The sequence below is a fragment of the Streptomyces odontomachicola genome (assembly GCF_039605595.1).
In the GTDB taxonomy this organism is placed as follows: Bacteria; Actinomycetota; Actinomycetes; order Streptomycetales; family Streptomycetaceae; genus Streptomyces.
Genome location: NZ_JBCFOK010000005.1, coordinates 317472 through 338697, shown reverse-complemented (window position 1 = coordinate 338697; position 21226 = coordinate 317472). Strand labels below are relative to the sequence as shown.

The 21226-nt window shown below is 73.5% G+C and carries 21 protein-coding genes and 1 other RNA gene; 13 read left to right on the top strand and 9 right to left on the bottom strand.

Features of this window, described 5'->3' with window-relative positions; translation table 11 throughout:
* The first annotated feature begins 10 nt into the window (after positions 1-10).
* From rnpB to eda, 9 genes are all read left to right on the top strand, one after another.
* Positions 11-415, top strand: an RNA gene (gene rnpB, locus ABEE00_RS11590) — RNase P RNA component class A.
* Between the two features lie 67 nt (positions 416-482).
* Entirely contained in the window at positions 483-698 is a 216-nt protein-coding gene (locus ABEE00_RS11585) for a hypothetical protein (protein ID WP_345745262.1), read from the top strand.
* A gap of 259 nt (positions 699-957) precedes the next feature.
* Complete coding sequence (locus ABEE00_RS11580) at positions 958-1758, top strand: hypothetical protein (RefSeq protein ID WP_345745261.1); 801 nt, start codon at positions 958-960, stop codon at positions 1756-1758.
* Positions 1759-2054: 296 nt separating this feature from the next.
* A complete protein-coding gene (locus ABEE00_RS11575) occupies positions 2055-2993 on the top strand; it encodes a beta-ketoacyl-ACP synthase III (RefSeq protein ID WP_345745260.1) in 939 nt (312 codons plus the stop codon).
* Between the two features lie 119 nt (positions 2994-3112).
* On the top strand, positions 3113-3853 hold the full coding sequence (locus ABEE00_RS11570) for a methyltransferase (RefSeq protein WP_345745259.1): 741 nt from the start codon (positions 3113-3115) through the stop codon (positions 3851-3853).
* A 172-nt stretch (positions 3854-4025) separates the two neighbouring features.
* Positions 4026-4262 (top strand): hypothetical protein, encoded by a 237-nt coding sequence (locus ABEE00_RS11565; protein WP_345745258.1) that lies wholly within the window; start codon positions 4026-4028, stop codon positions 4260-4262.
* A gap of 239 nt (positions 4263-4501) precedes the next feature.
* Complete coding sequence (locus tag ABEE00_RS11560) at positions 4502-4720, top strand: hypothetical protein (RefSeq protein ID WP_345745257.1); 219 nt, start codon at positions 4502-4504, stop codon at positions 4718-4720.
* A 133-nt stretch (positions 4721-4853) separates the two neighbouring features.
* Positions 4854-5651, top strand: coding sequence for a peroxide stress protein YaaA (gene yaaA / locus ABEE00_RS11555; RefSeq protein WP_345745256.1), 798 nt, complete (start codon positions 4854-4856; stop codon positions 5649-5651).
* Between the two features lie 73 nt (positions 5652-5724).
* Complete coding sequence (eda, locus tag ABEE00_RS11550; RefSeq protein ID WP_345745255.1) at positions 5725-6384, top strand: bifunctional 4-hydroxy-2-oxoglutarate aldolase/2-dehydro-3-deoxy-phosphogluconate aldolase; 660 nt, start codon at positions 5725-5727, stop codon at positions 6382-6384.
* Here eda and ABEE00_RS11545 read toward each other — a convergent pair.
* The 4 genes from ABEE00_RS11545 to ABEE00_RS11530 all read right to left on the bottom strand — a co-directional run bounded on the left by ABEE00_RS11545 (position 6367) and on the right by ABEE00_RS11530 (position 10822).
* Positions 6367-7761: an MFS transporter gene (locus ABEE00_RS11545; RefSeq protein WP_345745254.1), complete on the bottom strand. Its 1395-nt coding sequence runs from the start codon at positions 7759-7761 to the stop codon at positions 6367-6369. The genes eda and ABEE00_RS11545 overlap by 18 nt on opposite strands.
* A gap of 189 nt (positions 7762-7950) precedes the next feature.
* The gene (locus tag ABEE00_RS11540) at positions 7951-9198 is read right to left on the bottom strand and encodes a bifunctional RNase H/acid phosphatase (RefSeq protein ID WP_345745253.1); all 1248 of its coding nucleotides are present in this window, start codon (positions 9196-9198) and stop codon (positions 7951-7953) included.
* Positions 9195-9938, bottom strand: coding sequence for a zinc ribbon domain-containing protein (locus ABEE00_RS11535; protein ID WP_345745436.1), 744 nt, complete (start codon positions 9936-9938; stop codon positions 9195-9197). The genes ABEE00_RS11540 and ABEE00_RS11535 overlap by 4 nt, the downstream gene beginning before the upstream one ends.
* A complete protein-coding gene (locus tag ABEE00_RS11530) occupies positions 9935-10822 on the bottom strand; it encodes a Nif3-like dinuclear metal center hexameric protein (protein ID WP_345745252.1) in 888 nt (295 codons plus the stop codon). The genes ABEE00_RS11535 and ABEE00_RS11530 overlap by 4 nt, the downstream gene beginning before the upstream one ends.
* 265 nt (positions 10823-11087) lie before the next feature.
* On the opposite strand from ABEE00_RS11530, the gene ABEE00_RS11525 reads away from it, so the two are divergent.
* Positions 11088-12587, top strand: a complete 1500-nt coding sequence (locus ABEE00_RS11525; protein WP_345745251.1) for a hypothetical protein — start codon at positions 11088-11090, stop codon at positions 12585-12587.
* Between the two features lie 74 nt (positions 12588-12661).
* Positions 12662-12850, top strand: a complete 189-nt coding sequence (locus ABEE00_RS11520; protein WP_345745250.1) for a hypothetical protein — start codon at positions 12662-12664, stop codon at positions 12848-12850.
* Positions 12851-12923: 73 nt separating this feature from the next.
* On the opposite strand, the gene ABEE00_RS11515 is transcribed toward ABEE00_RS11520, so the two are convergent.
* The 5 genes from ABEE00_RS11515 to ABEE00_RS11495 all read right to left on the bottom strand — a co-directional run bounded on the left by ABEE00_RS11515 (position 12924) and on the right by ABEE00_RS11495 (position 19230).
* Positions 12924-13856 carry a 3-oxoacyl-ACP reductase gene (locus tag ABEE00_RS11515; protein ID WP_345745249.1) on the bottom strand — a complete coding sequence of 311 codons (933 nt, stop codon included), beginning with the start codon at positions 13854-13856 and terminating at the stop codon, positions 12924-12926.
* Positions 13857-13938: 82 nt separating this feature from the next.
* Positions 13939-15015 carry a Zn-dependent alcohol dehydrogenase gene (locus ABEE00_RS11510; RefSeq protein ID WP_345745248.1) on the bottom strand — a complete coding sequence of 359 codons (1077 nt, stop codon included), beginning with the start codon at positions 15013-15015 and terminating at the stop codon, positions 13939-13941.
* A 187-nt stretch (positions 15016-15202) separates the two neighbouring features.
* Positions 15203-16060, bottom strand: coding sequence for a MaoC/PaaZ C-terminal domain-containing protein (locus tag ABEE00_RS11505; protein WP_345745247.1), 858 nt, complete (start codon positions 16058-16060; stop codon positions 15203-15205).
* A 234-nt stretch (positions 16061-16294) separates the two neighbouring features.
* Positions 16295-17782, bottom strand: coding sequence for an MFS transporter (locus tag ABEE00_RS11500; RefSeq protein WP_345745246.1), 1488 nt, complete (start codon positions 17780-17782; stop codon positions 16295-16297).
* A 248-nt stretch (positions 17783-18030) separates the two neighbouring features.
* Positions 18031-19230 carry a lipid-transfer protein gene (locus ABEE00_RS11495; protein WP_345745245.1) on the bottom strand — a complete coding sequence of 400 codons (1200 nt, stop codon included), beginning with the start codon at positions 19228-19230 and terminating at the stop codon, positions 18031-18033.
* A gap of 340 nt (positions 19231-19570) precedes the next feature.
* On the opposite strand from ABEE00_RS11495, the gene ABEE00_RS11490 reads away from it, so the two are divergent.
* Complete coding sequence (locus ABEE00_RS11490) at positions 19571-20176, top strand: class I SAM-dependent methyltransferase (RefSeq protein WP_345745435.1); 606 nt, start codon at positions 19571-19573, stop codon at positions 20174-20176.
* Positions 20177-20319: 143 nt separating this feature from the next.
* Entirely contained in the window at positions 20320-21159 is an 840-nt protein-coding gene (locus tag ABEE00_RS11485; RefSeq protein ID WP_451918558.1) for an N-acetylmuramoyl-L-alanine amidase, read from the top strand.
* Positions 21160-21226 lie beyond the last annotated feature (67 nt).

Sequence of the window (21226 nt, the reverse complement as noted above, 5' to 3'; positions counted from 1 at the left end):
GCACGGCGGACGAGCCGGCCGGGCGGTCGCGTCGGGCCCCTCACGGGGCTCGCCGAGGAACGTCCGGGCTCCACAGAGCAGGATGGTGGGTAACGCCCACCCGGGGTGACCCGCGGGACAGTGCCACAGAAAGCAGACCGCCGGGGCCTGAGGGCTCCCGGTAAGGGTGAAACGGTGGTGTAAGAGACCACCAGCGCCCAGGGCGACCTGGGCGGCTCGGTAAACCCCATCCGGAGCAAGGTCAAGAGGGGCCGTCAACTGACGGCTCTGCGCGGATGCCTGAGGGCTGCTCGCCCGAGTCCGCGGGTAGACCGCACGAGGCCGGTGGCAACACCGGTCCCAGATGGATGGCCGCCTCCCCCGGCGCCGCAAGGCCCCGGGGAGACAGAACCCGGCGTACAGGCCGACTCGTCCGCCCCACCTCCCGGGTGGCCGGGTTCCTCTTTCCCGTCGGGGCCGGGCGCAGCTCTCGGCATCCGTGGGTGAGCTGGGATGCGCGCCGTGTCCTGCTGGTGGGAATTCTCGGGATCGGCCTGACCGTGGCCGCGGTGCGGCCCGGTATCGACGCGCTCTGGTGGCAGCGGCTTCTCTCCGGAATCGCCGGGGCCGCATTTCTGTACGTTCTCGCGCTGTCGATCGCGGGGTACCGGAGGCTGCGCGCGAGAGAGGCGTCCGGCGAAGGGGGCACCCGGGGCTGAGGCGCTCAGGCCGCGCGGTCAACGCCCGTCAACACCCTCGTGACCAGGGCACATTGACGAGGCGGCAGCCCCACCCGCGGCCCCGCGCTGTGCATGAGTGCCCATCAGAAGTCTTCCCCTCGCGGGGCGATGCCCCCGGTGCTCCACGGGTGGCCGTCGCCCGTCTGACTGCGGACAGGGTGCCGGACGGGCGTGGCGTGGCGACTCTGATCACGAAACTCTCATGCGCAGTTTCCTCCGCAGAAAGGACAGATCCGGGATGTTCTCCCCCCGCCTCACCCTCGTCGCCGCCGGGGCCGCAGCCGCGTTCGCCGTGGCCGGTGCGGGCACCGCGTTCGCCGCGCCCTCCGCGCCCTCGGCGCCGAACCCCGAGTCCCCCCTGCTCGTCATGAAGTGGAACACCCCGTCCGACGACTACAAGACCGCCGACGGCAAGGAGAGAACCGGCGCGCAGACGGACCCGCAGGCGGACACGCTCGCGGCCCCGCAGGCCGGTACGCAGGCCGACGCGCGCGCCGACGACCAGGCCGAATGCAACAAGGGCATCCAGCAGCTCACCGCGCTGGAGCAGAAGATGCCCGGCATCCTCGGCCCGCTGAAGCTCGTCGACACGATCAAGGCGGCGTGCGAGGCCGACAAGAAGCAGAAGGAAGCGGAGAAGCAGGCCGACGAGCTGACGGACCAGCAGGGCGGCTCCCTGTCCGACAAGCAGGCCGGCAAGCAGGCCGACAGGCCCGCCGAGCGCCCGGCCGTCCCCAAGGACCCGCAGATCTCGCAGGAGCAGTGCGACCGCATGATCGGCGAGCTCACCAAGGCCACCACCGGCATCACCGACAAGCTGCGCGACGCCCTCCAGCGCGACCTGCCGCGCGGCCCGCAGCAGACCGAGTCGCTGCGCGAGGTGGACAAGCTCAACGAGGAACTGGGCGAGGAGGTCGGCGACTTCACCAAGGAGTTCCGCCTCCAGGACGCGCAGAAGTCCGCACGGGGCGAGTCGCTCTCCAAGTGCGAGGTGCACACCGACACCGACAACGGCACCGACAACGGCCAGCAGCTCTGAGCAGCAGCCGGCCAGCAGCCCTGAGCCGCTGACCAGCAGCTCTGACCAGCAGTTCTGGCCAGCGACTCCGAGCAGCGCTGCCGCATCGCAGGGGTCCGGCACGACCAGTGCCGGGCCCCGTACGCGCGTACACGGGACCGCTCACGTACGCATGCACAGCACCCACAGCACCCCCACCCACGACGCAATGGCGGAAAGCTGCAAAGACCGGGCGGCCATGCTTGGGCGCGGCCGCTCCCGGTGCGGGGCCGGGGCGGGTCCACGATGGCGGGACGCCCGTCGACCAGGAGGTTTCCATGACCGGTTCCCGCGTGCTCGCGCTCGGCCACCACCAGCCCGAGCGGGTGCTCAGCAACGACGACCTCGCCGGGATGGTCGACACCAGCGACGCGTGGATCCGCAGCAGGGTCGGCATCGAGACCCGCCGCATCGCCGCCGAGGACGAGACCGTCGCCGACATGGCGACCCGCGCGGCGGAGAAGGCGCTGGCCCAGGCCGGCACCGCAGCGGAGGACGTGGACTTCCTCGCCGTGGCCACCTGCACCTCGGCCGACCGCTCCCCCAACGTCGCGGCCCGGGTCGCCCGCGCGCTCGGCTGCCCCGCACCCGCGGCGCTGGACATCAACACCGCGTGCTCGGGATTCCCGCACGCGCTCGCGGTCGCCGACCAGGCCATCGCGGCGGGCGCGGCGCGCAACGCGCTGGTCGTCGGCGCGGAGAAGCTGAGCGCTTACACCGACTGGACGGACCGCACCACCTGCGTACTGGTCGGCGACGGCGCGGGCGCCGCCGTGCTGACCGCCTCGGAGGAACCGCGGGTCGGGCCCGTGCTGTGGGGTTCGGTGCCGGAGATGTCGGACGCGGTGCGGATCGAGGCGCCGCACGAGACGTTCGCGCAGGAGGGCCAGTCCGTGTACCGCTGGGCCACCACCCAGCTCCCCGCGATCGGCCGCGAGGTGTGCGCACGCGCGGGGGTCGCCCCGGAGGAGCTGGGCGCCGTGGTGCTGCACCAGGCCAACCTCCGCATCATCGAGCCGGTCGCGGAGAAGCTCGGCGCGGTGAACGCGGTGGTCGCGCGCGATGTGACCGAGTCGGGCAACACCTCGGCGGCCAGCATCCCGCTCGCGCTGTCCAAGATGGTCGAGCGCGGCGAGGTGGAGAGCGGCACCCCGGTCCTGCTCTTCGGCTTCGGCGGCGGACTCTCGTACGCGGGCCAGGTGATCCGCTGCCCGTGAGGCACCCCTGAGGCGCCCCTGAAGCACCCCTGAGGCGCCACGGGAACGGCCGTCAGGGGGCCGCCAGGAGGGCGCAAAGCCGCTGCCCGCCGCGGGCGCATGTCCTAGGCTCGCGCGGCATGGAGGAGCGAGACCGCCGGGGCGCACCCGCCCCGCACACACCCCACGCACCCCACATCCCGACCGTCTCCGCCGAGGAGGCCGAGCGCATCCGCCGCTGGCACGAGCGCGCGTACGCCGAGGCCCGGCGCGAGGGCGCGGAGGAGCAGCGCTTCGCCTACCTGGGCAGAACGATCGTGGTCCCGCCCGGCGTGCAGCCCGTCGTCGGCATGGCGCACGTGCTCGGCGAACCCGTGCTGGCGGAGGTCGAGGAGCACGACCGTGTCCTGGACATGGGCACGGGCAGCGGGGTCAACGCCGTGCTCGCGGCGGGCACCGCGCGCGAGGTGCTGGCCGTGGACATCAACCCCGGGGCGCTGGCGGCGGCACGCGGGAACGCCGAGCTGAACGGGGTGGCCGACCGCGTGGAGGTGCGGCACAGCGATGTGTTCTCGGCGGTGGACGGCGCATTCGACCTGATCGTCTTCGATCCGCCGTTCCGCTGGTTCCGGCCCAGGGACATGCTGGAGTCGGCCACGACCGACGAGGACTACCGCGCGCTGACCGCGTTCTTCCGCTCGGCCCGCGCCCACCTGAGCCCGCGCGGCCGGATGCTGGTCTCCTTCGGCACCACGGGCGACCTCGGCTTCCTCCAGCGCCTCGCCCGCGAGGAGGGCTTCGCGCGGGAGACGGTGGCGGCGCAGCAGATGGAGCGCGAGGGGACGCGGGTCGAGTACGTCACGTACCGGCTGACCCCCTGAGGTGCCACGTACCGGCTGACCCTCCGAGGCGCACGGCGGCCCGGTCCGTTGAGTGGCCGGCGGAGGCCGATCGTGGGAAACGAGTGAACCATGCGGGGCAATATGCGCGACGAACGGCGTGCCGCGTGGAAAGGAGCGGACGTACATGTCACCGAGCTGGGAGGACTTTCCCATGCGTAAGACCATGCGTACCGCTTTCGTCACCGCCGCCATCGTGGGCCTCGGCATGTCCGGCGCCGCCGCTGCCTCCGCCGACGGCGGCTACGCCTACGACAACGACAAGCAGGGCGACTCCCTCAACACGATGGGCCACGCGTACCAGGGCGCCTTCGGCCAGGGCGCCACCTACGGCGCGAACGCCAGCAGCGTCAGCGACGACGGCGCGGGCGCCGGCTTCCTCGACGACTGACGGACGCCCTTGGGGTCTTCCGGCCGGGCCGGTCCGCGTGTTCGCCGCGCGGACCGGCCCGGTTCGTCTGTGCGGGGCGGGCGGACACCGGCCCTCGCCCGGACGGACCCCCACGGACCCCGTACGGATTCCCGGCGGGCCCTCAACTGCCCACCGTTTGGCCCCCTTTGCGTGGCGCACGGCGTGTCGCTTGACCACGGTGGATGTGTAGCATCCACCGATTTGGGAGGACTTTCCCCATGCGTAAGCTCATTCGCGCCGCCGCCGTCTCCACCGCCGTCGCGGGCCTCGCCCTCTCCGGCGCCGCCGCCGCGCAGGCCCACGACCACGACGACAACGGCTCGGGCAACGGCAGCATCGCCGCGGGCCACAAGAAGTTCGACGTGGACGCCGACCACGGCGTCTCCGGTGAGGCCGGCTGGCTGATGGGTTCGTGGTCCCAGGGCGACGACGACTGACCCTCTCCCCTCCGAGGGTTCGTCCGGCCGGGCCGGACCGCGTGTGTGCGGTCCGGCCCGGTCTTCGTGTGTGCGGGGCACGGCATACGCTGCTGGGCGGGCCGCCGTACGCAAGCGAAGAAGGAGACCCAAGGTGCTCGTGCTGTTGCCGCCGTCCGAGGGGAAGGCCGCCGGGGACGAGGGTCCCCCGCTCGACCTGGGCGCGCTGTCCCTGCCGGGGCTGACCGGAGCCCGCGAGGCGGTGCTGGACGAGCTGGTGGAGCTCTGCTCGGCCGACGAGGAGAAGGCCCGCGAGGTGCTCGGCCTGAGCGAGGGGCTGCGCGGCGAGGTCGCGAAGAACGCGGCGCTGCGCGAGGCGCCCGCGCTCCCCGCGGGCGAGCTCTACACCGGCGTCCTCTACGACGCGCTCGGCCTGGCCACCCTCGGCGCGGCCGCGAAGAAGCGCGCGGCGCGGCAGCTCCTGGTGTTCTCCGGGCTGTGGGGCGCGGTGGGCGTGGAGGACCGGATCCCCTCGTACCGCTGCTCGGGCAACGTGAAGCTGCCGGGGCTCGGCGGCCTGGGCGCGTACTGGCGCAAGCCGCTGGAAGAGGTGCTGCCGGAGCACGCAGGTGAGGGCCTGGTGCTGGACCTGCGCTCCTCCGCGTACGCGGCGATGTGGAAGCCGAAGGGCGAAGTGGCCGAACGGACCGCCACCGTGCGGGTGTTGCAGTCGAAGGTTGTGGACGGCGTGGAGAAGCGCTCCGTCGTCAGCCACTTCAACAAGGCCACCAAGGGCCGGATCGTGCGCGCACTGCTGGAGGCCGGCGCGGACCCCGCCTCCCCCGCCGAGCTGGCCGGCGAGCTGCGCGCGCTCGGTCACACGGTGGAGGAGAGCGCGCCGGCCAAGGCGGGCAAGCCGTGGCAGCTCGACGTGGTGGTCACGGAGCTGTGAGGCGCCGCGCCGTGCCGTTGCACGTATTGCAACGCGCGTTGCGCGATGTGACGGCCGCGGGCAGGATGGGCACATGACCCCGTCCTCCCCGGCCTCCCCCTCCGCCGCCTCTGCGGCCCCCTCGGTGCTCGATCTCGCCCCCGTCGTCCCGGTCGTCGTCGTGCAGGACGCGGCCGACGCCGTTCCGCTCGCGCGGGCGCTGGTCGCCGGCGGGCTGCCCGCGATCGAGGTCACCTTCCGTACGGCCGCCGCGCCCGACGCGATCCGGGCCATCGCCGAGGAGGTGCCGGACGCCGTGGTCGGCGCCGGGACCGTGATCACGCCGGAGCAGGCCCGCACCGCGGCGGACGCGGGCGCCCGCTTCCTGGTCAGCCCGGGCTGGACGGACCTGCTGCTGGACGCGATGCGCGGCACGGGGCTGCCGTTCCTGCCGGGCGTCTCGACGACGTCCGAGGTCGTGGCGCTGCTGGAGCGCGGCGTGAGCGAGATGAAGTTCTTCCCTGCCGAGGCCGCCGGCGGCACCGCGTACCTCAAGTCGCTCGCCTCGCCGCTGCCGCAGGCGCGGTTCTGCCCCACCGGCGGCATCGACGAGGCGAAGGCGGCGGACTACCTCGCACTGCCCAACGTCGGCTGCGTGGGCGGTACGTGGATGCTGCCGGGCGACGCCCTGGCGGCGAAGGACTGGGACCGCGTCACCTCCCTCGCCGCCGGAGCGTCAGCCCTGCGCGGCTGAGCTCCTGTCCTGCCCTGACGCCTCGGCCTCCCGCGCCCGCGCCCTCCTCGCCAGCACGGCGATCGAGGCCAGGGCCAGCAGGGCGAGGGCCATGATGTAGCCGGACACCGCGAGCGAGCTGCCGGTCAGCTCCAGGAGCAGGACCATCAGGAACGGGGCCAGGCCGCCGCCGAGCACCGCGGCGATCTGGTAGCCCAGCGAGGCGCCGGTGTAGCGCATCTCCGCCGTGAACAGCTCGGCGAACAGGGCGGCTTGGGGCCCGTACATGATGCTGAGGAAACAGCTCGTCACGAAGGTGCCGATCCCCAGCAGCCACAGCGACGTGGTGTCGATGAGCAGGAACATCGGCACCGCCCACAGGAACAGTCCGGCCGCGCCCGCCGCGTACACCGGCAGCCTGCCCACCTTGTCGGAGAGCGCGGCAGCGGCCGGGATCAGCCCGAACTGGGTGAGGCTCACCAGCATCGACACCGTGAGCACCGCGCCGCGCTCCATGTGGAGTTCGCGGGTGGTGTAGTCGAGCACGCCGGTGATGAGGATGTAGAACGTCGCGGTGTTCACGGCGAAGGATCCGCCGGCGAGCAGCACCGTCCCCAGGTGACCGCGGAGGATCTGCCGCAGCGGGGACCTCTGCGCGCTCTCGCTCTTCTCCCGCTCCACGAGGCGCCGTTCGGCCTCGCGGAACTCCGGCGTCTCCTCGACCCGGCTGTGGATGTACCAGGCGAGCACCAGCACCAGCACGCCCGCCGCGAAGGGGATGCGCCAGCCCCACGCGGTGAAGGCGTCGGCCGAGGTGAACCCCTCCGCCGCGAGGAAGGCGACGTTGGCGGTCAACACGCCGATGGGCACGCCGAGTTGGACCAGGCTGCCGTACAGCCCGCGCCTGCCCTGCGGCGCGTACTCGGTCGCCATCAGCATCGCGCCGGCCCACTGCGCGCCGACGGCCAGGCCCTGGAGCACCCGCAGCAGCACGAGGAGCAGCGGCGCCGCGATCCCGATGCTGTCGTACGTGGGCAGCAGGCCGATGGCGAGGGTGGACAGGCCCATCACGGTCAGCGCGAGCACCAGCATGGGCTTGCGGCCCCGCTTGTCGCCGAGGTGCCCGGCGACCACGCCGCCGAGCGGGCGCGCGAGGAAGCCGACGGCGAACGTCGCGAAGGCGGACAGCACTTCGGCGACCGGGCTGGAGGAGGGGAAGAACCTGCCGCCCAGCACCAGGGCGGCGGCGATCCCGAAGATGAAGTAGTCGTACCACTCGACGGCCGAGGCGACGGCGGCGGCCGTGGCCACCCTGCGCCGGTTCCCGTCCGGTGCTTCCGCTGCTTCCGGTGCTCTGTGTGCGTCTGGTGCGTCTGATGCGTCGGGTGCGGTGGCCATGTCTGCACGCTCCGATGGGTGCGACGGCGGGGACGCGTGGGGGGTGGTGAGGTCCGTGAACGTACCGACCAGCCGGTAGGTGGTCAACGGTTCGGACGGCTCCTGTACCGCGCCGATTTCCCTGCATACGGCAACGAGCCCGCGCCCCGGCGAGTCGGGGGCACGGGCTCGTACGCGGTGAGGCGTCCGTCAGCGCAGGTGGCCGGTGTCGTTCAGCAGGCGCAGCGAGGCGTTGCCGTCCGCGTAGTAGGCCACGGCGGAGAGCGAGGCGGCGGACAGCTCCATGCGGAACAGCGCCTCGGGCGGCGCGTCCAGCGCGAGCCGCACCAGGGTCTTCACCGGGGTGACGTGGGTGACCAGCAGCAGCTTCTTGCCCGGGTGCTGGGCGAGGATCTTGTCGCGGGCCACCTGCACGCGCTGCGCGACGGCCGCGAAGCTCTCGCCGCCGCCGGTCGGTTCGGCATCAGGGTCGGCCAGCCAGGCGTCCAGGTCCTCCGGATAGCGCTCCCGCACCTCGCCGAAGGTCAGCCCCTCCCAGGCGCCGAAGTCGGTCTCGCGCAGGCCCTCGTCGATGTGGACCCGGAGCCCGGTGGCCTCTGCGATGGTGTTCGCGGTCTCCTGGCAGCGGCGCAGCGGGGAGCTGATCACGCCCTGGATGGTGCCGCGCGCGGCGAGCGCCTCGGCGACCGCGCGGGCCTGGCGGCGGCCCACAGCGGAGAGCTCGGGGTCGGTGCCACCGCTTCCGGAGAAGCGCTTCTCCGGGGTGAGCACCGTCTCGCCGTGCCGCAGCAGCACGAAGGTGGTGGGAGTGCCGAGGTCGGGACCCCAGCCGTTGCGTACGGGGGCGGGCTTGGCGGTCGTGCCTGCACCGGTCGTCGCGGCGGGCTCGGCCTTCGCCTCGTACGACTCCTCGTACGGCTCCTCGTACGCCTCGTCGTCCGGCTCCTCGGCCGGCTCGAAGGGCGCGGCCGACAGCTCGGCCGTCGACTCGGAGGGGGACCACTGCTCGCCGCGGCCGCCCGCGTCCATCGCCTCGTTCGCGAGCCGGTCGGCGTGCTTGTTCTTCTCGCGCGGGATCCACTCGTACGAGACGGCCCCCGCCGGGAAGATCTGCTGGGCCTCCAGGGCCAGCGGGCGCATGTCCGGGTGCTTGATCTTCCAGCGCCCCGACATCTGCTCGATGACCAGCTTGGAGTCCATCCGCACCAGCACGGACGCCTCGGGGTCGAGCTCCCGCGCCGCGCGCAGCCCGGCCACCAGGCCCTTGTACTCGGCGACGTTGTTGGTCGCCTTCCCGATGTACTCCGCCGTCTCGCGCAGGGTCTGGCCGCTCTCGGCGTCCCGTACGACGGCGCCATACCCGGCGGGCCCCGGATTCCCTCGGGAACCGCCGTCCGCCTCGATGAGGAACGTGCGGTGAGCCGGGGCGCCGGTCACAGGCCCGACTCCGGGGTGCGCACCAGGATGCGGCGGCAGTTCTCGCAGCGGACGACGGAGTCCGAGGGCGCCTCGCGCACCTCGTTCATCTCGGTGATGTTGAGCTCCAGGCGGCAGCCCTCGCAGCGCCGCTGGTAGAGCCTGGCGGCGCCGACGCCGCCCTGCTGCTCGCGGATCTTCTCGTACAGCTTCAGCAGGTCGGCGGGGACCGTGCCGGCGGTCTCCTCGCGGTCCTTCTTCACCTCGGCGGCCTCGGCGTCGATGGTGCCCAGCGCCTCGTCCCTGCGGGCCTTGGTCTCATCGACGCGGGTCTGCACGGACTCCACGCGCTGGGCGAGCTCGGAGGCCCGCTCGGCCGCCGACTCGTGACGCTCCATCACCTCCAGCACGACGTCCTCCAGCGCGCCCTGGCGGCGGGCGAGGGAGGCGATCTCGCTCTGGAGGTTCTCCAGGTCCTTGGGGTTGGTGACCACGCCGGAGTCCAGGCGCTTCTGGTCCCGGGCCGCGCGCTGGCGTACCTGGTCCACGTCCTGTTCGGCCTTGGTCTGCTCGCGTGCGGTGTCGCTCTCCTCGGTCTGCGCGGCCACGAGGAGGTCGCGCAGCTGGGCGAGGTCGCCCTCCAGGCTCTGGAGCTCCTCGTGCTCGGGCAGCGTCCTGCGCTTGTGCGCGAGCTGCGTCAGGCGGGTGTCGAGTGCCTGGAGGTCGAGCAGGCGGATCTGATCGGCGGGCGCGGCGTTCAGTTGGGGGCTCCCGTGGTCATGGTGTCGGAGACGTCGGTGTCGGAGGAGACCGTGGACGCGGCGTGCGCCGTCCAGGGGTCGGTGACCGTGTGCGAGACGTGCGTGCGCAGGTCCCAGCCGTTCCGGTCGGAGATCGCGTCGAGCTGCGCCGCCGCCTGCTCGCACCAGGGCCACTCGGTGGCGAAGTGCGCGGCGTCGACCAGCGCGAGCGGCGAGTGCTCGCGGGCCTCGGACGCGGGGTGGTGGCGCAGGTCGGCGGTGACGTAGGCGTCCACGCCCGCGGCGCGCACCTGGTCGAAGAGGCCGTCGCCCGAGCCGCCGCAGACCGCGACGGTGCGCACCGTGGCCTCCGGGTCGCCGGCGGCCCGCACGCCCTGCGCGGTGACCGGCAGCCTGGCGGCGGCCAGCGCGGCGAACTCGCCCAGCGGCAGCGGGTGGTCGAGCTCGCAGATCCGGCCGAGGCCGCGGCGGCCCTCGGGGTCGGTGGCGTCGGGGACCAGCGGCCCCTTCACGCGCAGCCCGAGCGCGCCCGCGAGGGCGTCGGAGACGCCGGGGTCGGCGGTGTCGGCGTTGGTGTGCGCGACGTGCAGCGCGACGTCGTTCTTGATCAGGGTGTGCACGACGCGGCCCTTGAAGGTGTCGGCCGCGACGGTCGTCGTACCGCGGAGGTAGAGCGGGTGGTGCGTCACCAGCAGGTCGGCACCGAGCGAGACGGCCTCGTCGGCGACCCGCTGCACGGGGTCGACGGCGAACAGGACGCGCGTGACCTGCGCGTCCGGGTTCGTCACGTCCCCGCAGACGGTACCGACGGCGTCCCATCCCTCGGCGCGGTCGCGCGGCCAGAGCGCGTCGAGCGCGGCGATGACATCGGAGAGAGCAGGCACGCGGGCAAGGCTACCTGGCGCGGTGGCGCCGCCGACGGTCCGGTCGCCCCGCGCACGCACCGCCGCACGCCGGCCCCGGCGGTCCGTACCCGGCCGCGGGATTCCGCTTCGCGGAGGGCGCGGCACCGCACAAGCGGTGGAGCACATTCCGCCCCCTGCCGGGGGCCGAAACGGGCAGACCGCACCCTTCCGTGTGAAGGGCTTCAACGGGCGTTGTTCGGGCGCGAGTACGAGCTCTAGCTTCCCCACTGGAGGTGATCGCTTCATGACCGCCTGTGCCCCCGAAGATCCCACGGGCACTCCGTACGCCCCGTCCCCCGCGCACCCCGCATCCACCGGGGCCGCCGCCCCCGCAGCGCATTCCGCTTTCAGCGTCGCCGCCGACGGCTCGTACGCCGCGCGGCTGGCGGAGACGCGGGGCGAGGGCTCCCCCGGCAGGTTCCCCGAGCGCTGGACGCTCGACGGTCCCGAGCCGTACGCCGTACCGCTGCCGGCCGCGCAGCCCGAGGAGGAGGACAGCCGTCTGCTGGCGCTCGCCGACGGGCGGGTGCTGATCGCCCGCCGCACCCCGCAGCGGTACGCGCTCGCGCTGCTCTATCCGACCGGGCCCGGCACCGGTGAACTCCCGCTCGGCGCCGTCGAGTCGGAGTCCCTGACCCTGCTGCCCCCGGCGCCGTGCGGGCGGCGCGCCTATGCGCTCGCGCCCGCGCCGCGCACCGGATCGCACCCGGTCACCGGCGTGTGGCTGGTCGCGGGCAGCGGGTCGGGGCGGCCCGAGCCGGTGGCCACGGTGCCGGGGGAGTGCGAGGGCGGCGCCTGGCTGGACCGCGAGGGCCGGATGCTCGCGCTCGACCGGACCGACCCGGACAGCGGCCTGACCAGGACCGTCGTCGTGGACCTCGCGCGCGGCGGGGAGATCAGCCCGCTGCTGCAGATCGGCGAGGCGAGCAACGACAGGCTGCTGCTGGCCGAGCCGGACAGCGGCCTGCTCCTGGTGCGCTCCGACGCCCCCGGCTCCGAACGGCTCGGCTGGGGCGTGCTGGGCTCGCACCGCCCCGTGCGCTTCCCCGAGGCGCTGAGCCCGGCGGGCGCGCGGCTGACGCCGTTCGCCGTGCAGCCGCGGCAGATCCTGGTGCCGGAGAGCTGCGCGGTCGCGCTGTGGGACGAGTCGGCTTCCGCCGCGGACTCGGGCACGGGCGCCGGTACGGGTGAGGGCTCGGACTCCTCCGGGGCCTCCGGGACCGTTCCCTGGCTCGCGCTGTGGCGGCCCGCGTCCCGCACGCTGCGCCATATCGCCGCGCCGGACGGCTGGTTGGGCGGTCACGGCCTGATCACCGCCGACGGCGAACTGCGGCTGCCGTACGTCACCCCGCACACGGTGTGCGGGCTGGCCCGGATGCGGGTGCCCGACCTGGAGGGGCCGGGGCGCGCGGCGGGGCGGGAGACGCCCGTACGGGAAACGGGGCGGGAGCCTGAGCCCCAGGGCATGCCGGACTCCGGGGGCGCCGGGTCGGGCGACGCCATGCCCGGGCCCGTGTCCGACTCCATGTCCGGGCCCATGTCCGGGCCCGCTTCGGAGGGGCCCGGCGCCGGATCCGAGGCGTCCGGTTCCGTTCCGGGTAACACTTCTGTCGCGGATGTCACGGCCGTACAACAGGGCGGTTCGGCGGAGGGTGAACGGGAAGACGATGCCCTCGCGGACCCCTGCGCGCCACGCAGGCCGGTACCGCTGCAGCAGGCACCTCTCACCGTACGGCCCGGATGATCACACGATCGGTGATCTCGTAAAATCACGCCGGGTACGACGGCAGCAATGAGATCCACGGAGTTACTGATCTGATGTCCGAGACCCAGACCGAGACCCCGGGCGCGGCGCACAGCGGACGGGGGAAGCACAGGGGACCGGCCGCCTCGGAAGAGTCGGGCGGCTCCACCCAGGGGCGCCACAGGCGGCCCGCGCAGGACTCCGGCACCGCGGGGGCGCAGGAGCACGGCGCGGCCCACCACCAGTCCGGCAACGCGGCCTGATCCGCGCGGCCCCCTGTCCGCACCCTGAAGAGCCTCACGTTGAAGAACCCCGCGCTCGGGCCCTCCTGGAGGATCAGCCCTTCTTGAGGCCGAGCACCTCGCCCGCCGCGAAGGTCTCGTGCGGCTCAAGCCCGTCGAAGTACGGCGTGAGCTGCTTGTCGAGGTCCTCGTGGGTGAACACCTCGGCGGCCGCGTCGAACTTCGCCGCCACCCGGGGACGTTCGAGCACCGCCACCATGCCGCCGTGCACGACGAGCACCTGCCCCGAGACCTTCGCGGCGGCGGGCGAGGCCAGATAGCCCACCAGCGGCGAGACGTGCTCCGGGGCGAGCGGGTCGGCGCCGCCCTCCCCGCCGCCGATGCCCTGGAAGACGTCCTCCGTCATGCGGGTGCGGGCGCGCGGGCAGATGGCGTTCGCGGTCACCCCGTACTTGCCGAGCGCCGCGGCCGTCGAGGTCGTCAGGCCCACGATCCCGCCCTTCGCCGCCGCGTAGTTGGGCTGCCCCGGCGAGCCCGCGAGGAACGCCTCCGACGAGGTGTTCACGATCCGCCCGTACACCGGGCCCCCGGACTCCTTGGAGGCGCGGCGCCAGTGCGCCGCGGCGAAGTGCGTGGTGTTGAAGTGGCCCTTGAGGTGGACGTGGATGACCGAGTCCCATTCCTCCTCGGTCATCGAGAAGACCATCCGGTCCCGCAGGATGCCCGCGTTGTTGACCAGCACGTCCAGCGAACCGTAGGTGTCCAGGGCGAGTTGGATCAGCTCCTCCGCCTGCCGGAAGTCGGCGACGTCGCCCCGGTGCGCGGTGGCGCTGCCGCCCGCGGCGCGGATCTCGGCCGCGACCTCCTCGGCGGGGCCCGCCGTCGGCTCGCCCGAGCCGTCCCTGCCGGGCTGCCCGAAGTCGTTGACGACGACGTTCGCGCCGAGGTGCGCCAGTTCCAGCGCCTCGGCGCGCCCGAGGCCGCGCCCCGCACCGGTGACGACGGCTGTCTTGCCCTGCAACGACATGGAACGATCTCCTCACGATCGGAAGGGTGTTCGGTGCTGCGTACGGGGTGCCGCGCACGCGGTACGGGGTGCGGGCTCGGGCTCAGAGGGTGATGCAGGTGCGCAGGGACTCGCCGCTGCGCATCTGGTCGAGCGCGTCGTTGATCTCCTCGAAGCGCACCCTGTGGGTGATCATTCCGCCCAGGTCGATGCGGCCCGAGCGCCACAGCGCGATGGCGCGCTCGTAGGAGTGCAGGACGTTCCCGCCGCCGTAGAGCGAGGGCAGGATGCGCTTCTCGTCGAAGAAGAGCTCGAACATGTTGATCTGCAGGTTGTCGTCCATCGCGCCCGCGCCGACCACGCAGAGCGTGCCGCCGCGCCGGGTCGTCTCGTACGCGGTGCGCGCGGTCGCGGACTTGCCGACCACCTCGAAGACGTAGTCGAAGCCCTCGTCGGCGGTGATCCGGCTCTTCGCGTCGGCGAGCTCGTCAGGCGCGACGGCCTCGGTCGCGCCGAAGCGCAGCGCCGCCTCGCGCCGCGAGGCCACCGGGTCGACCGCGACGATCTGCGCGGCCCCGCAGGCGCGCGCGCCCTGGATCGCGCTGATGCCCACGCCGCCGCAGCCGATCACCGCGACCGAGGAACCGGCCTCCACCTTCGCGGTGTTGAAGGCCGCGCCGAGCCCGGTGGTCACGCCGCAGCCGATCAGCGCGGCGATCTCGAAGGGCACGTCGTCCGGCACCGGCACAGCGCAGGCCGCGTCCACCACGGCCTCCTCGGCGAAGGTCCCGGTGCCGGCGAAGCCGAACACATCGCCCTGCGGCCGCTTGAAGTTGGGGGTGCCGGCGTTCATGAAGCCGGCCAAGCACAGATGCGTCTGCCCGCGGCGGCACGCGGGACAGGTCGTGCAGGCGGGCAGCCAGCACACCAGCACCCGGTCGCCGGGGGCGAGTCCGGTGACCCCCTCCCCCACCTCCGTGATCTCCCCGGCGCCCTCGTGGCCCGGCACGAACGGCGCCGGCTGGGGCAGCACCCCGTTCATCGCGGAGAGGTCCGAGTGGCACAGGCCCGTGGCCCTCATGCGGATGCGCACCTTGCCGGGGCCGAAGCCCACCGCCTCCACGTCATCGAGTACTTCGAGCTTGTCCTGACCTGTCTCGTGCAGTACGGCTGCGCGCACGGGGCGGCTCCTCTCGCCGGCGCTCTGCGGACCTGGGATGTGCCTGGAGTGCTGGTGCCTGAAGTGCTGTGCTGCGTGGGGGCTCAGAGGTGCGGAGTGCTGTGCTGCGTGGGGGGGGGCGGCGGCGCGGAGTGCTGTGCGCCGTGAGGCTCGGTGCGCGGGCGCCGGAGGTCCGGCGCCCGGCCGCTCAGCTGTGCTCGACGACCGTGTCGGCCAGCACCGGCGCGTCCTCGCGCTCGGCCGCCGTGGCCGTGACCTGGATGCGCCCCGGACCCACCTGCCACATCCGCACGCGCAGCGTCTCGCCGGGATAGACGACCCCGGCGAACCGGACGCCGTAGCTCCGCACCCGCGCCACATCGCCGTCGAGCGCGGTGTCCACCACGGCCTTGAGCGTCATGCCGTACGAGCACAGCCCGTGCAGGATCGGCTTGTCGAACCCGGCGAGCTGGGCGAACTCCGGGTCGGCGTGCAACGGGTTCCAGTCGCCGGAGAGGCGGTAGAGCAGCGCCTGGTCCTCGCGGATGCGCCGCTCCACGGTGTGGTCGGGGGCGCGCTCGGGGACCTCCAGGCGCTCGGAGGGCCCGCGCTCGCCGCCGAAGCCGCCCTCGCCGCGTACGAAGATCTGGCTCTCGCCCGTCCACAACGGGCCCTCGGCGTCGGACACTTCGCTGCGCAGGACGATGACGGCGGCCTTGCCCTTGTCGTACACGGCCACGACCTTCGAGGAGGAGGTGGCCTCTCCCTCGGCGGGGAGGGGGCGGTGGGCCTCGATGCGCTGGCCGCCGTGCAGCACCATGACCGGGTCGATCTCGATGCCGGACGAGGCGAGCCCGCCGGCGAACGCCATGCCGCCCCCGGCGACGGTGGCGAAGCTGGGCAGCACGTGCAGCTTGCTCTCCAGCGTGTACCGCAGCTCGGCGGGGTCGTTCGCCGGAATCCCCGCGCCGAGGCCGAGGTGGTAGAGCTGAACGTCCTTCTGGCTCCAGGCGATGGTGGTGGTCTGCGGCTCGGCGGCGACGGCCTTCTCGGCGTCAATCGGCATCGTGGCTGCGCTCCTCGGCTCCGTGCGTGCGCGGCGTCCGCGCGTCCGGCAGGCGGAGACCCCGGCCCGGTCGTCCGCACCGTCGGCCGGGCCGGGGTCGTGTGCGATCGGCGAACCGCGCTCGGATGAGAACACGTTCTAACCGATGCGGTCCTGTATAACGCACGCCCCGGGACATGGGAAGCCCCTGGACGCGCCCATCTAACGCACCGTCAGATCCGCCTGCCCGCCCGGTCAGTGCGCCGCGCCCGCCGGCTGCTCCTGCTCGCGCTCGACTTCGCTGCCGCCCCGCACGCCGCGCGCCTCCCCCGGCAGGGCCACGGCCATGAAGACCGCGCAGCAGACCAGGAACACCGCGCCGAGCAGGAACGCCACCCCGTACCCGGAGGCGAGGGAGGCGGGGCCGTCGCCGTGCGCGGCGATCCGCGCCGTGGAGGCGGTGGACAGCACCGCGAGGCCCAGCGAACCGCCCATCGTGCGGCTGGTGTTGATCAGCCCGGAGACCAGCCCGGCGTCGCCCGGGGCCGCGCCGCGCGTGGCGGCCGAGGCCAGCGGGGTGGAGGCCAGGCCGATGCCGAGGGCCATGAGGACACCGGGACCGAACACGGTGTCGAGATAGCCGCCGCCCTCGTGCATCCGGCTCTGCCAGAGGTAGCCGCACGCGGCGATCAGGGCGCCGGTCACCGCGAGCGGCCTGCTGCCCATGCGCTGCATGAGGCGGGGCGCGGCCTTCGAGCCGAGCACGACACTGAGGGACTGCGGCATGAAGCCGAGACCGGCCTGAATGGGGCTGTAGTGCAGGACGTTCTGCATATACAGGGAGACGAAATACCACATGGAGAACATCGCGGCGCCGCAGATGAACATCGCGAAGTTCGCCGAGGAGACCGAGCGCACCCTGAACAGCCGCAGCGGCACCAGCGGCGAGGAGCTGCGCGCCTCGACGGTGACGAAGAGCGCGAGCAGCAGCAGTCCCGCGGCCAGCGGCAGCAGCGCGGCGGGCGAGGTCCAGCCGGCGGACTCGGTCTGCACGATGCCGTACGCCAGGGAGCCCAGGCCGAGCGTGACGAACAGGGCCCCGGGCATGTCCAGCCTGCGGCGCGCGCCGCGGTCCCGGCTCTCGGATATCCACACCGCGGCCGCCACCAGCACCAGCGCGCCGACCGGCACGTTGACCAGCAGCACCCAGCGCCAGGACAGCGTGTCGGTGAGCACGCCGCCGACCAGTCCGCCCACGGCGCCGCCGCCCGCGCCGACCGCGGTCCAGGTGGCTATGGCCCGGGTGCGCGCGGGTCCCTCGGGGAACGCCGTGGTGAGGATCGTCAGCGTGGAGGGGGCCAGCACGGCGGCGCCCACCCCCTGCACGGTGCGCGCCGCGAGGAGCTGCCACGGCTCCTGCGCGAGCCCGCCCGCGAGGCTGGCCAGGGTGAACAGGGCCAGCCCCGCGAGGAATATCCGCTTGCGCCCGAAGAGGTCGCCGGCCCGGCCGCCGAGCAGCATGAAGCCGGCGAAGGTGAGGGTGTAGGCGTTGACCACCCATTGCAGGGTCGCCGCGCTCATCCCCAGGTCGGCCCGCATCGAGGGCAGGGCGACATTGACCACCGAGACGTCGAGCACCACGAGGAACTGGCCGGCGCACGCGGCGAGCACGACCGCCCAGAGGCGTGCCGGCGCACCGGATGCGGCCGCACCTGTCCCGGCGGCGGAGGATGAGTTGACCATGTCCGCAATGCTCGCACCCGGCACTGACAGCGGACAGCGGGATTTTCGGCGTACGGCCGCGGGCGAAGTTCCCGTCCCGAAGTCCTAGGACCCGCCGCACCCGCACCCGCACACCGTCACCGCCCGGCCGGGACCGGAGCCGTCACGCACGGCCACACCCGCGCCCGCCACCCAGCCGGGACCGCGCCCGCCACGGCACGGCCCACCCGGGCCGCCGCCTCTCGACGCCCCGGCCGCCCCGGCCGCCCTCACCGCCTCCGCAGCATCGTCACCACCGCCGCGCCGCCCAGGCCGATGTTGTGGGCGAGGGCCACCCGGGCGCCCTGCACCTGGCGGTCGGCGGCCTCGCCCCTCAACTGCCAGGTGAGCTCGGCGCATTGGGCGATGCCCGTGGCGCCCAGCGGGTGGCCCTTGGAGATCAGGCCGCCGGAGGGGTTCACCACCCAGCGCCCGCCGTACGTCGTACCCCCGTCGGCGACGAGCTTGCCGGACTCGCCCTCGGCGCACATGCCCAGCGCCTCGTAGGTGAGCAGTTCGTTGACCGAGAAGCAGTCGTGCAGCTCCACGGCGTCGACGTCCTCGATGCCGAGCCCGGACTGCTCGTACACCTGCCGCGCGGCCTCCCGCGACATCGGCTGCCCCACCACGTCGATGCACGAGCCCGAGGCGAAGGACTCCTCGGTGTCCGTGGTCATGGCCTGCCCGGCGATCTCCACCGCGCGCTCCTCCAGGCCGTGTTCGGCCACGAAGCGCTCGGAGACCACCACCGCCGCGGCCGCGCCGTCCGAGGTCGGGGAGCACTGGAGCTTGGTCAGCGGGCGGTGCACCTCGCGCGAGCCCATGATCTCGTCCAGCGAGTACACGTCGCGGAACTGCGCGTACGGGTTCGCCGCCGAGTGCCTGTGGTTCTTCTCGCCCACGGCGGCGAGCTGTTCGGCCGTGGTGCCGTGCCGCTCCATGTGCTCGCGCGCCGCGTTGCCGAAGATCTGCGCGGTGGGCGGGGTCATCTCGAAGCCGTGCCGCTCCGCCATCACCCCGTAGTGGCGGGCCACCGGCGAGGAGGCGAAGTCGCCGCCGGACGCGGCGCCGCCGCCCAGCGAGCCCTTCTTCATCTGCTCGAAGCCGAGCGCGAGCACGCAGTCGTTGAGCCCCGAGGCCACGAACTGCCGCGCCATGAGCAGCGCGGTGGAGCCGGTCGCGCAGTTGTTGTTGACGTTGTAGACGGGGATCCCGGTCAGGCCCAGCTCGTAGACGGCGCGCTGGGCCGCTGTGGACGCCTGGTAGCAGTAGCCGACGGGGGCCTGCTCGACCCTCTCGTACGGGACGCCCGCGTCGGCGAGCGCGGCGCCGCCCGCCTCGCGCGCCATGTCCCAGTACCCCCAGTCCCGGGACTCGGGCTTCTCGAACCTGGTCATCCCGACGCCGACGATGAATGCCTTGCCGGTCATCTGCCGCACGCTCCTCGGTCGGTGAATCCGTGCTCTGTGAGTCCGTACTCGGTGAATCCGTGCTCTGTCGGTGGTGAAGTGCGCGCACGGTAGAACGAGTTGCAGAAATCCGGAAGGGGCACGGGCGCGGGCCGGGACAGCGCGCCCGGACGGCCGCCCCGGGCCCGTCAGGACCCGTAAGGCAGCATGGGGGCGCACGGACCGGCGTACGGGAACGGGGAACGGAGTGAGCCAGCAGGTGACGCAGCAGGCTGAGCAGGCACGGGCGGAGCGGGACCGGGAGCAGGACCGGGAGCCGGGGGCGGCCGTCCTCGCGGCGTTCGGGGCGGCGAAGGGCTTCATGCCGCGGGACGAGGGTCTGGCGCTGTACGCGGCGGCGGCGGAGGCGGCGGAGCGGCTGGCGCTGCCGCTGCTGGAGATCGGCACCTACTGCGGCCGCTCCACCCTGCTGCTGGCCGACGCGGCGCGCGCCGCCGGGGTCACCGCGGTGACCGTTGACCACCACCGGGGCAGCGAGGAGCAGCAGCCCGGCTGGGAGTACCACGACCCCGAGGTCGTCGACCCGCGCGTGGACCCGGAGTCGGGCGGCCGGATGGACACGCTGCCGGTGTTCCGCCGGACCCTGTACGCGGCGGGCCTCGAGGACCACGTGCTGGCGCTCGTGGGCCGGTCGCCGCAGGCGGCGGCCCTGTGGGGCACCCCGCTCGGCCTGGTCTTCATCGACGGCGGGCACACCGACGAGCACGCCACGGGCGACTACGAGGGCTGGGTGCCGCACCTCGCGCAGGACGGCCTGCTGGTGATCCACGACGTGTTCCCCGACCCGGCCGACGGCGGCCGGGCCCCGTACCGCGTCTACCGCCGCGCCCTGGACTCGGGCGCCTTCGCCGAGGTGTCGGCGACGCGCTCGCTGCGGGTGCTGCGCCGCACGGGGCCGGGACAGTGACCGAGCGGTACGAGGGCGCCGGAGAGGGCCTGGGGTACGGGGCCGCCGACGGGAACCAGGGGTACGGGGCGTACCCGGCGCACGAGGAACACGCGGACTGGGCCCCCGAGCCCGGCGCGCGGCGCCGCGGGACCGTCCGCGCGCTGGCCGGACTGGCCGCGCTGGCGGTGCTGGCCGGCGCGGGATGGCTGGCCTGGCACGGGGCGCACGGCGCGGGCAGCGGCGAGAGGGCCAGGGCGGACGCGCGCCCGCAGGACCCCGCCGGGGGCGGCGGCCACGGCGGGAAGAAGCTCCCCCTCAGCGGGCGCACGATCCTCATCGACCCGGGCCACAACCCGCACAACCGCGACCACCCCGAGGAGATCAACAAGCAGGTCTCCATCGGCGCGGGGAAGAAGGAGTGCGACACCGTCGGCGCCTCCACCGCGTCCGGCTATCCGGAGGCGGAGTTCACCCTGGACCTGGCGAAGCGCGTGCGCACGGCGCTGGAGAAGCAGGGCGCCACGGTGCGCCTCACCCACGAGGGCCACACCGCGTACGGGCCGTGCGTCGACGAGCGCGCCGAGGCGGGGAACAAGGCGAAGGCGGACGCGGCGGTCTCGCTGCACGCGGACGGCGCGCCGGAGCAGGCCCACGGCTTCCATGTGATCGTTCCCGGCCGGGTGCACGAGGGCGCGGCGGACACCAGGAGGATCACCGGGCCCTCGCACCGGCTCGGGAGCGAACTCCTGGGCGCCTTCCGTCAGTCCACCGGCGAGCCCCCGGCCCGCTACATCGGCGACGGCAAGGGCATGGACGTGCGGAAGGACCTGGGCGGGCTGAATCTGAGCAGCGTGCCGAAGGTGTTCCTGGAGTGCGGCAACATGCGCAACGCGCAGGACGCGGACCGGCTCGAGGACGCGAAGTGGCGGGCCGGCGCGGCGCGCGGCATCGGCGAGGGGCTGGCGGCGTATCTCACACCAGGGCACGGGAGGGAGCCATAAGGTCATCCGTACGATGGGGTGCTCACCCCCGGTAGACACACATGCGGAGCATGCGGGACACCTCGGC

Coding starts and splice junctions, on each gene's coding strand:
- ABEE00_RS11580 (WP_345745261.1), top strand. CDS start 958: ATGTTCTCCCCCCGCCTCACCCTCGTCGCCGCCGGGGCCGCAGCCGCG.
- ABEE00_RS11575 (WP_345745260.1), top strand. CDS start 2,055: ATGACCGGTTCCCGCGTGCTCGCGCTCGGCCACCACCAGCCCGAGCGG.
- ABEE00_RS11570 (WP_345745259.1), top strand. CDS start 3,113: ATGGAGGAGCGAGACCGCCGGGGCGCACCCGCCCCGCACACACCCCAC.
- ABEE00_RS11565 (WP_345745258.1), top strand. CDS start 4,026: ATGCGTAAGACCATGCGTACCGCTTTCGTCACCGCCGCCATCGTGGGC.
- ABEE00_RS11560 (WP_345745257.1), top strand. CDS start 4,502: ATGCGTAAGCTCATTCGCGCCGCCGCCGTCTCCACCGCCGTCGCGGGC.
- eda (WP_345745255.1), top strand. CDS start 5,725: ATGACCCCGTCCTCCCCGGCCTCCCCCTCCGCCGCCTCTGCGGCCCCC.
- ABEE00_RS11545 (WP_345745254.1), bottom strand. CDS start 7,761: ATGGCCACCGCACCCGACGCATCAGACGCACCAGACGCACACAGAGCA.
- ABEE00_RS11525 (WP_345745251.1), top strand. CDS start 11,088: ATGACCGCCTGTGCCCCCGAAGATCCCACGGGCACTCCGTACGCCCCG.
- ABEE00_RS11520 (WP_345745250.1), top strand. CDS start 12,662: ATGTCCGAGACCCAGACCGAGACCCCGGGCGCGGCGCACAGCGGACGG.
- ABEE00_RS11515 (WP_345745249.1), bottom strand. CDS start 13,856: ATGTCGTTGCAGGGCAAGACAGCCGTCGTCACCGGTGCGGGGCGCGGC.
- ABEE00_RS11505 (WP_345745247.1), bottom strand. CDS start 16,060: ATGCCGATTGACGCCGAGAAGGCCGTCGCCGCCGAGCCGCAGACCACC.
- ABEE00_RS11500 (WP_345745246.1), bottom strand. CDS start 17,782: ATGGTCAACTCATCCTCCGCCGCCGGGACAGGTGCGGCCGCATCCGGT.
- ABEE00_RS11495 (WP_345745245.1), bottom strand. CDS start 19,230: ATGACCGGCAAGGCATTCATCGTCGGCGTCGGGATGACCAGGTTCGAG.
- ABEE00_RS11490 (WP_345745435.1), top strand. CDS start 19,571: ATGCCGCGGGACGAGGGTCTGGCGCTGTACGCGGCGGCGGCGGAGGCG.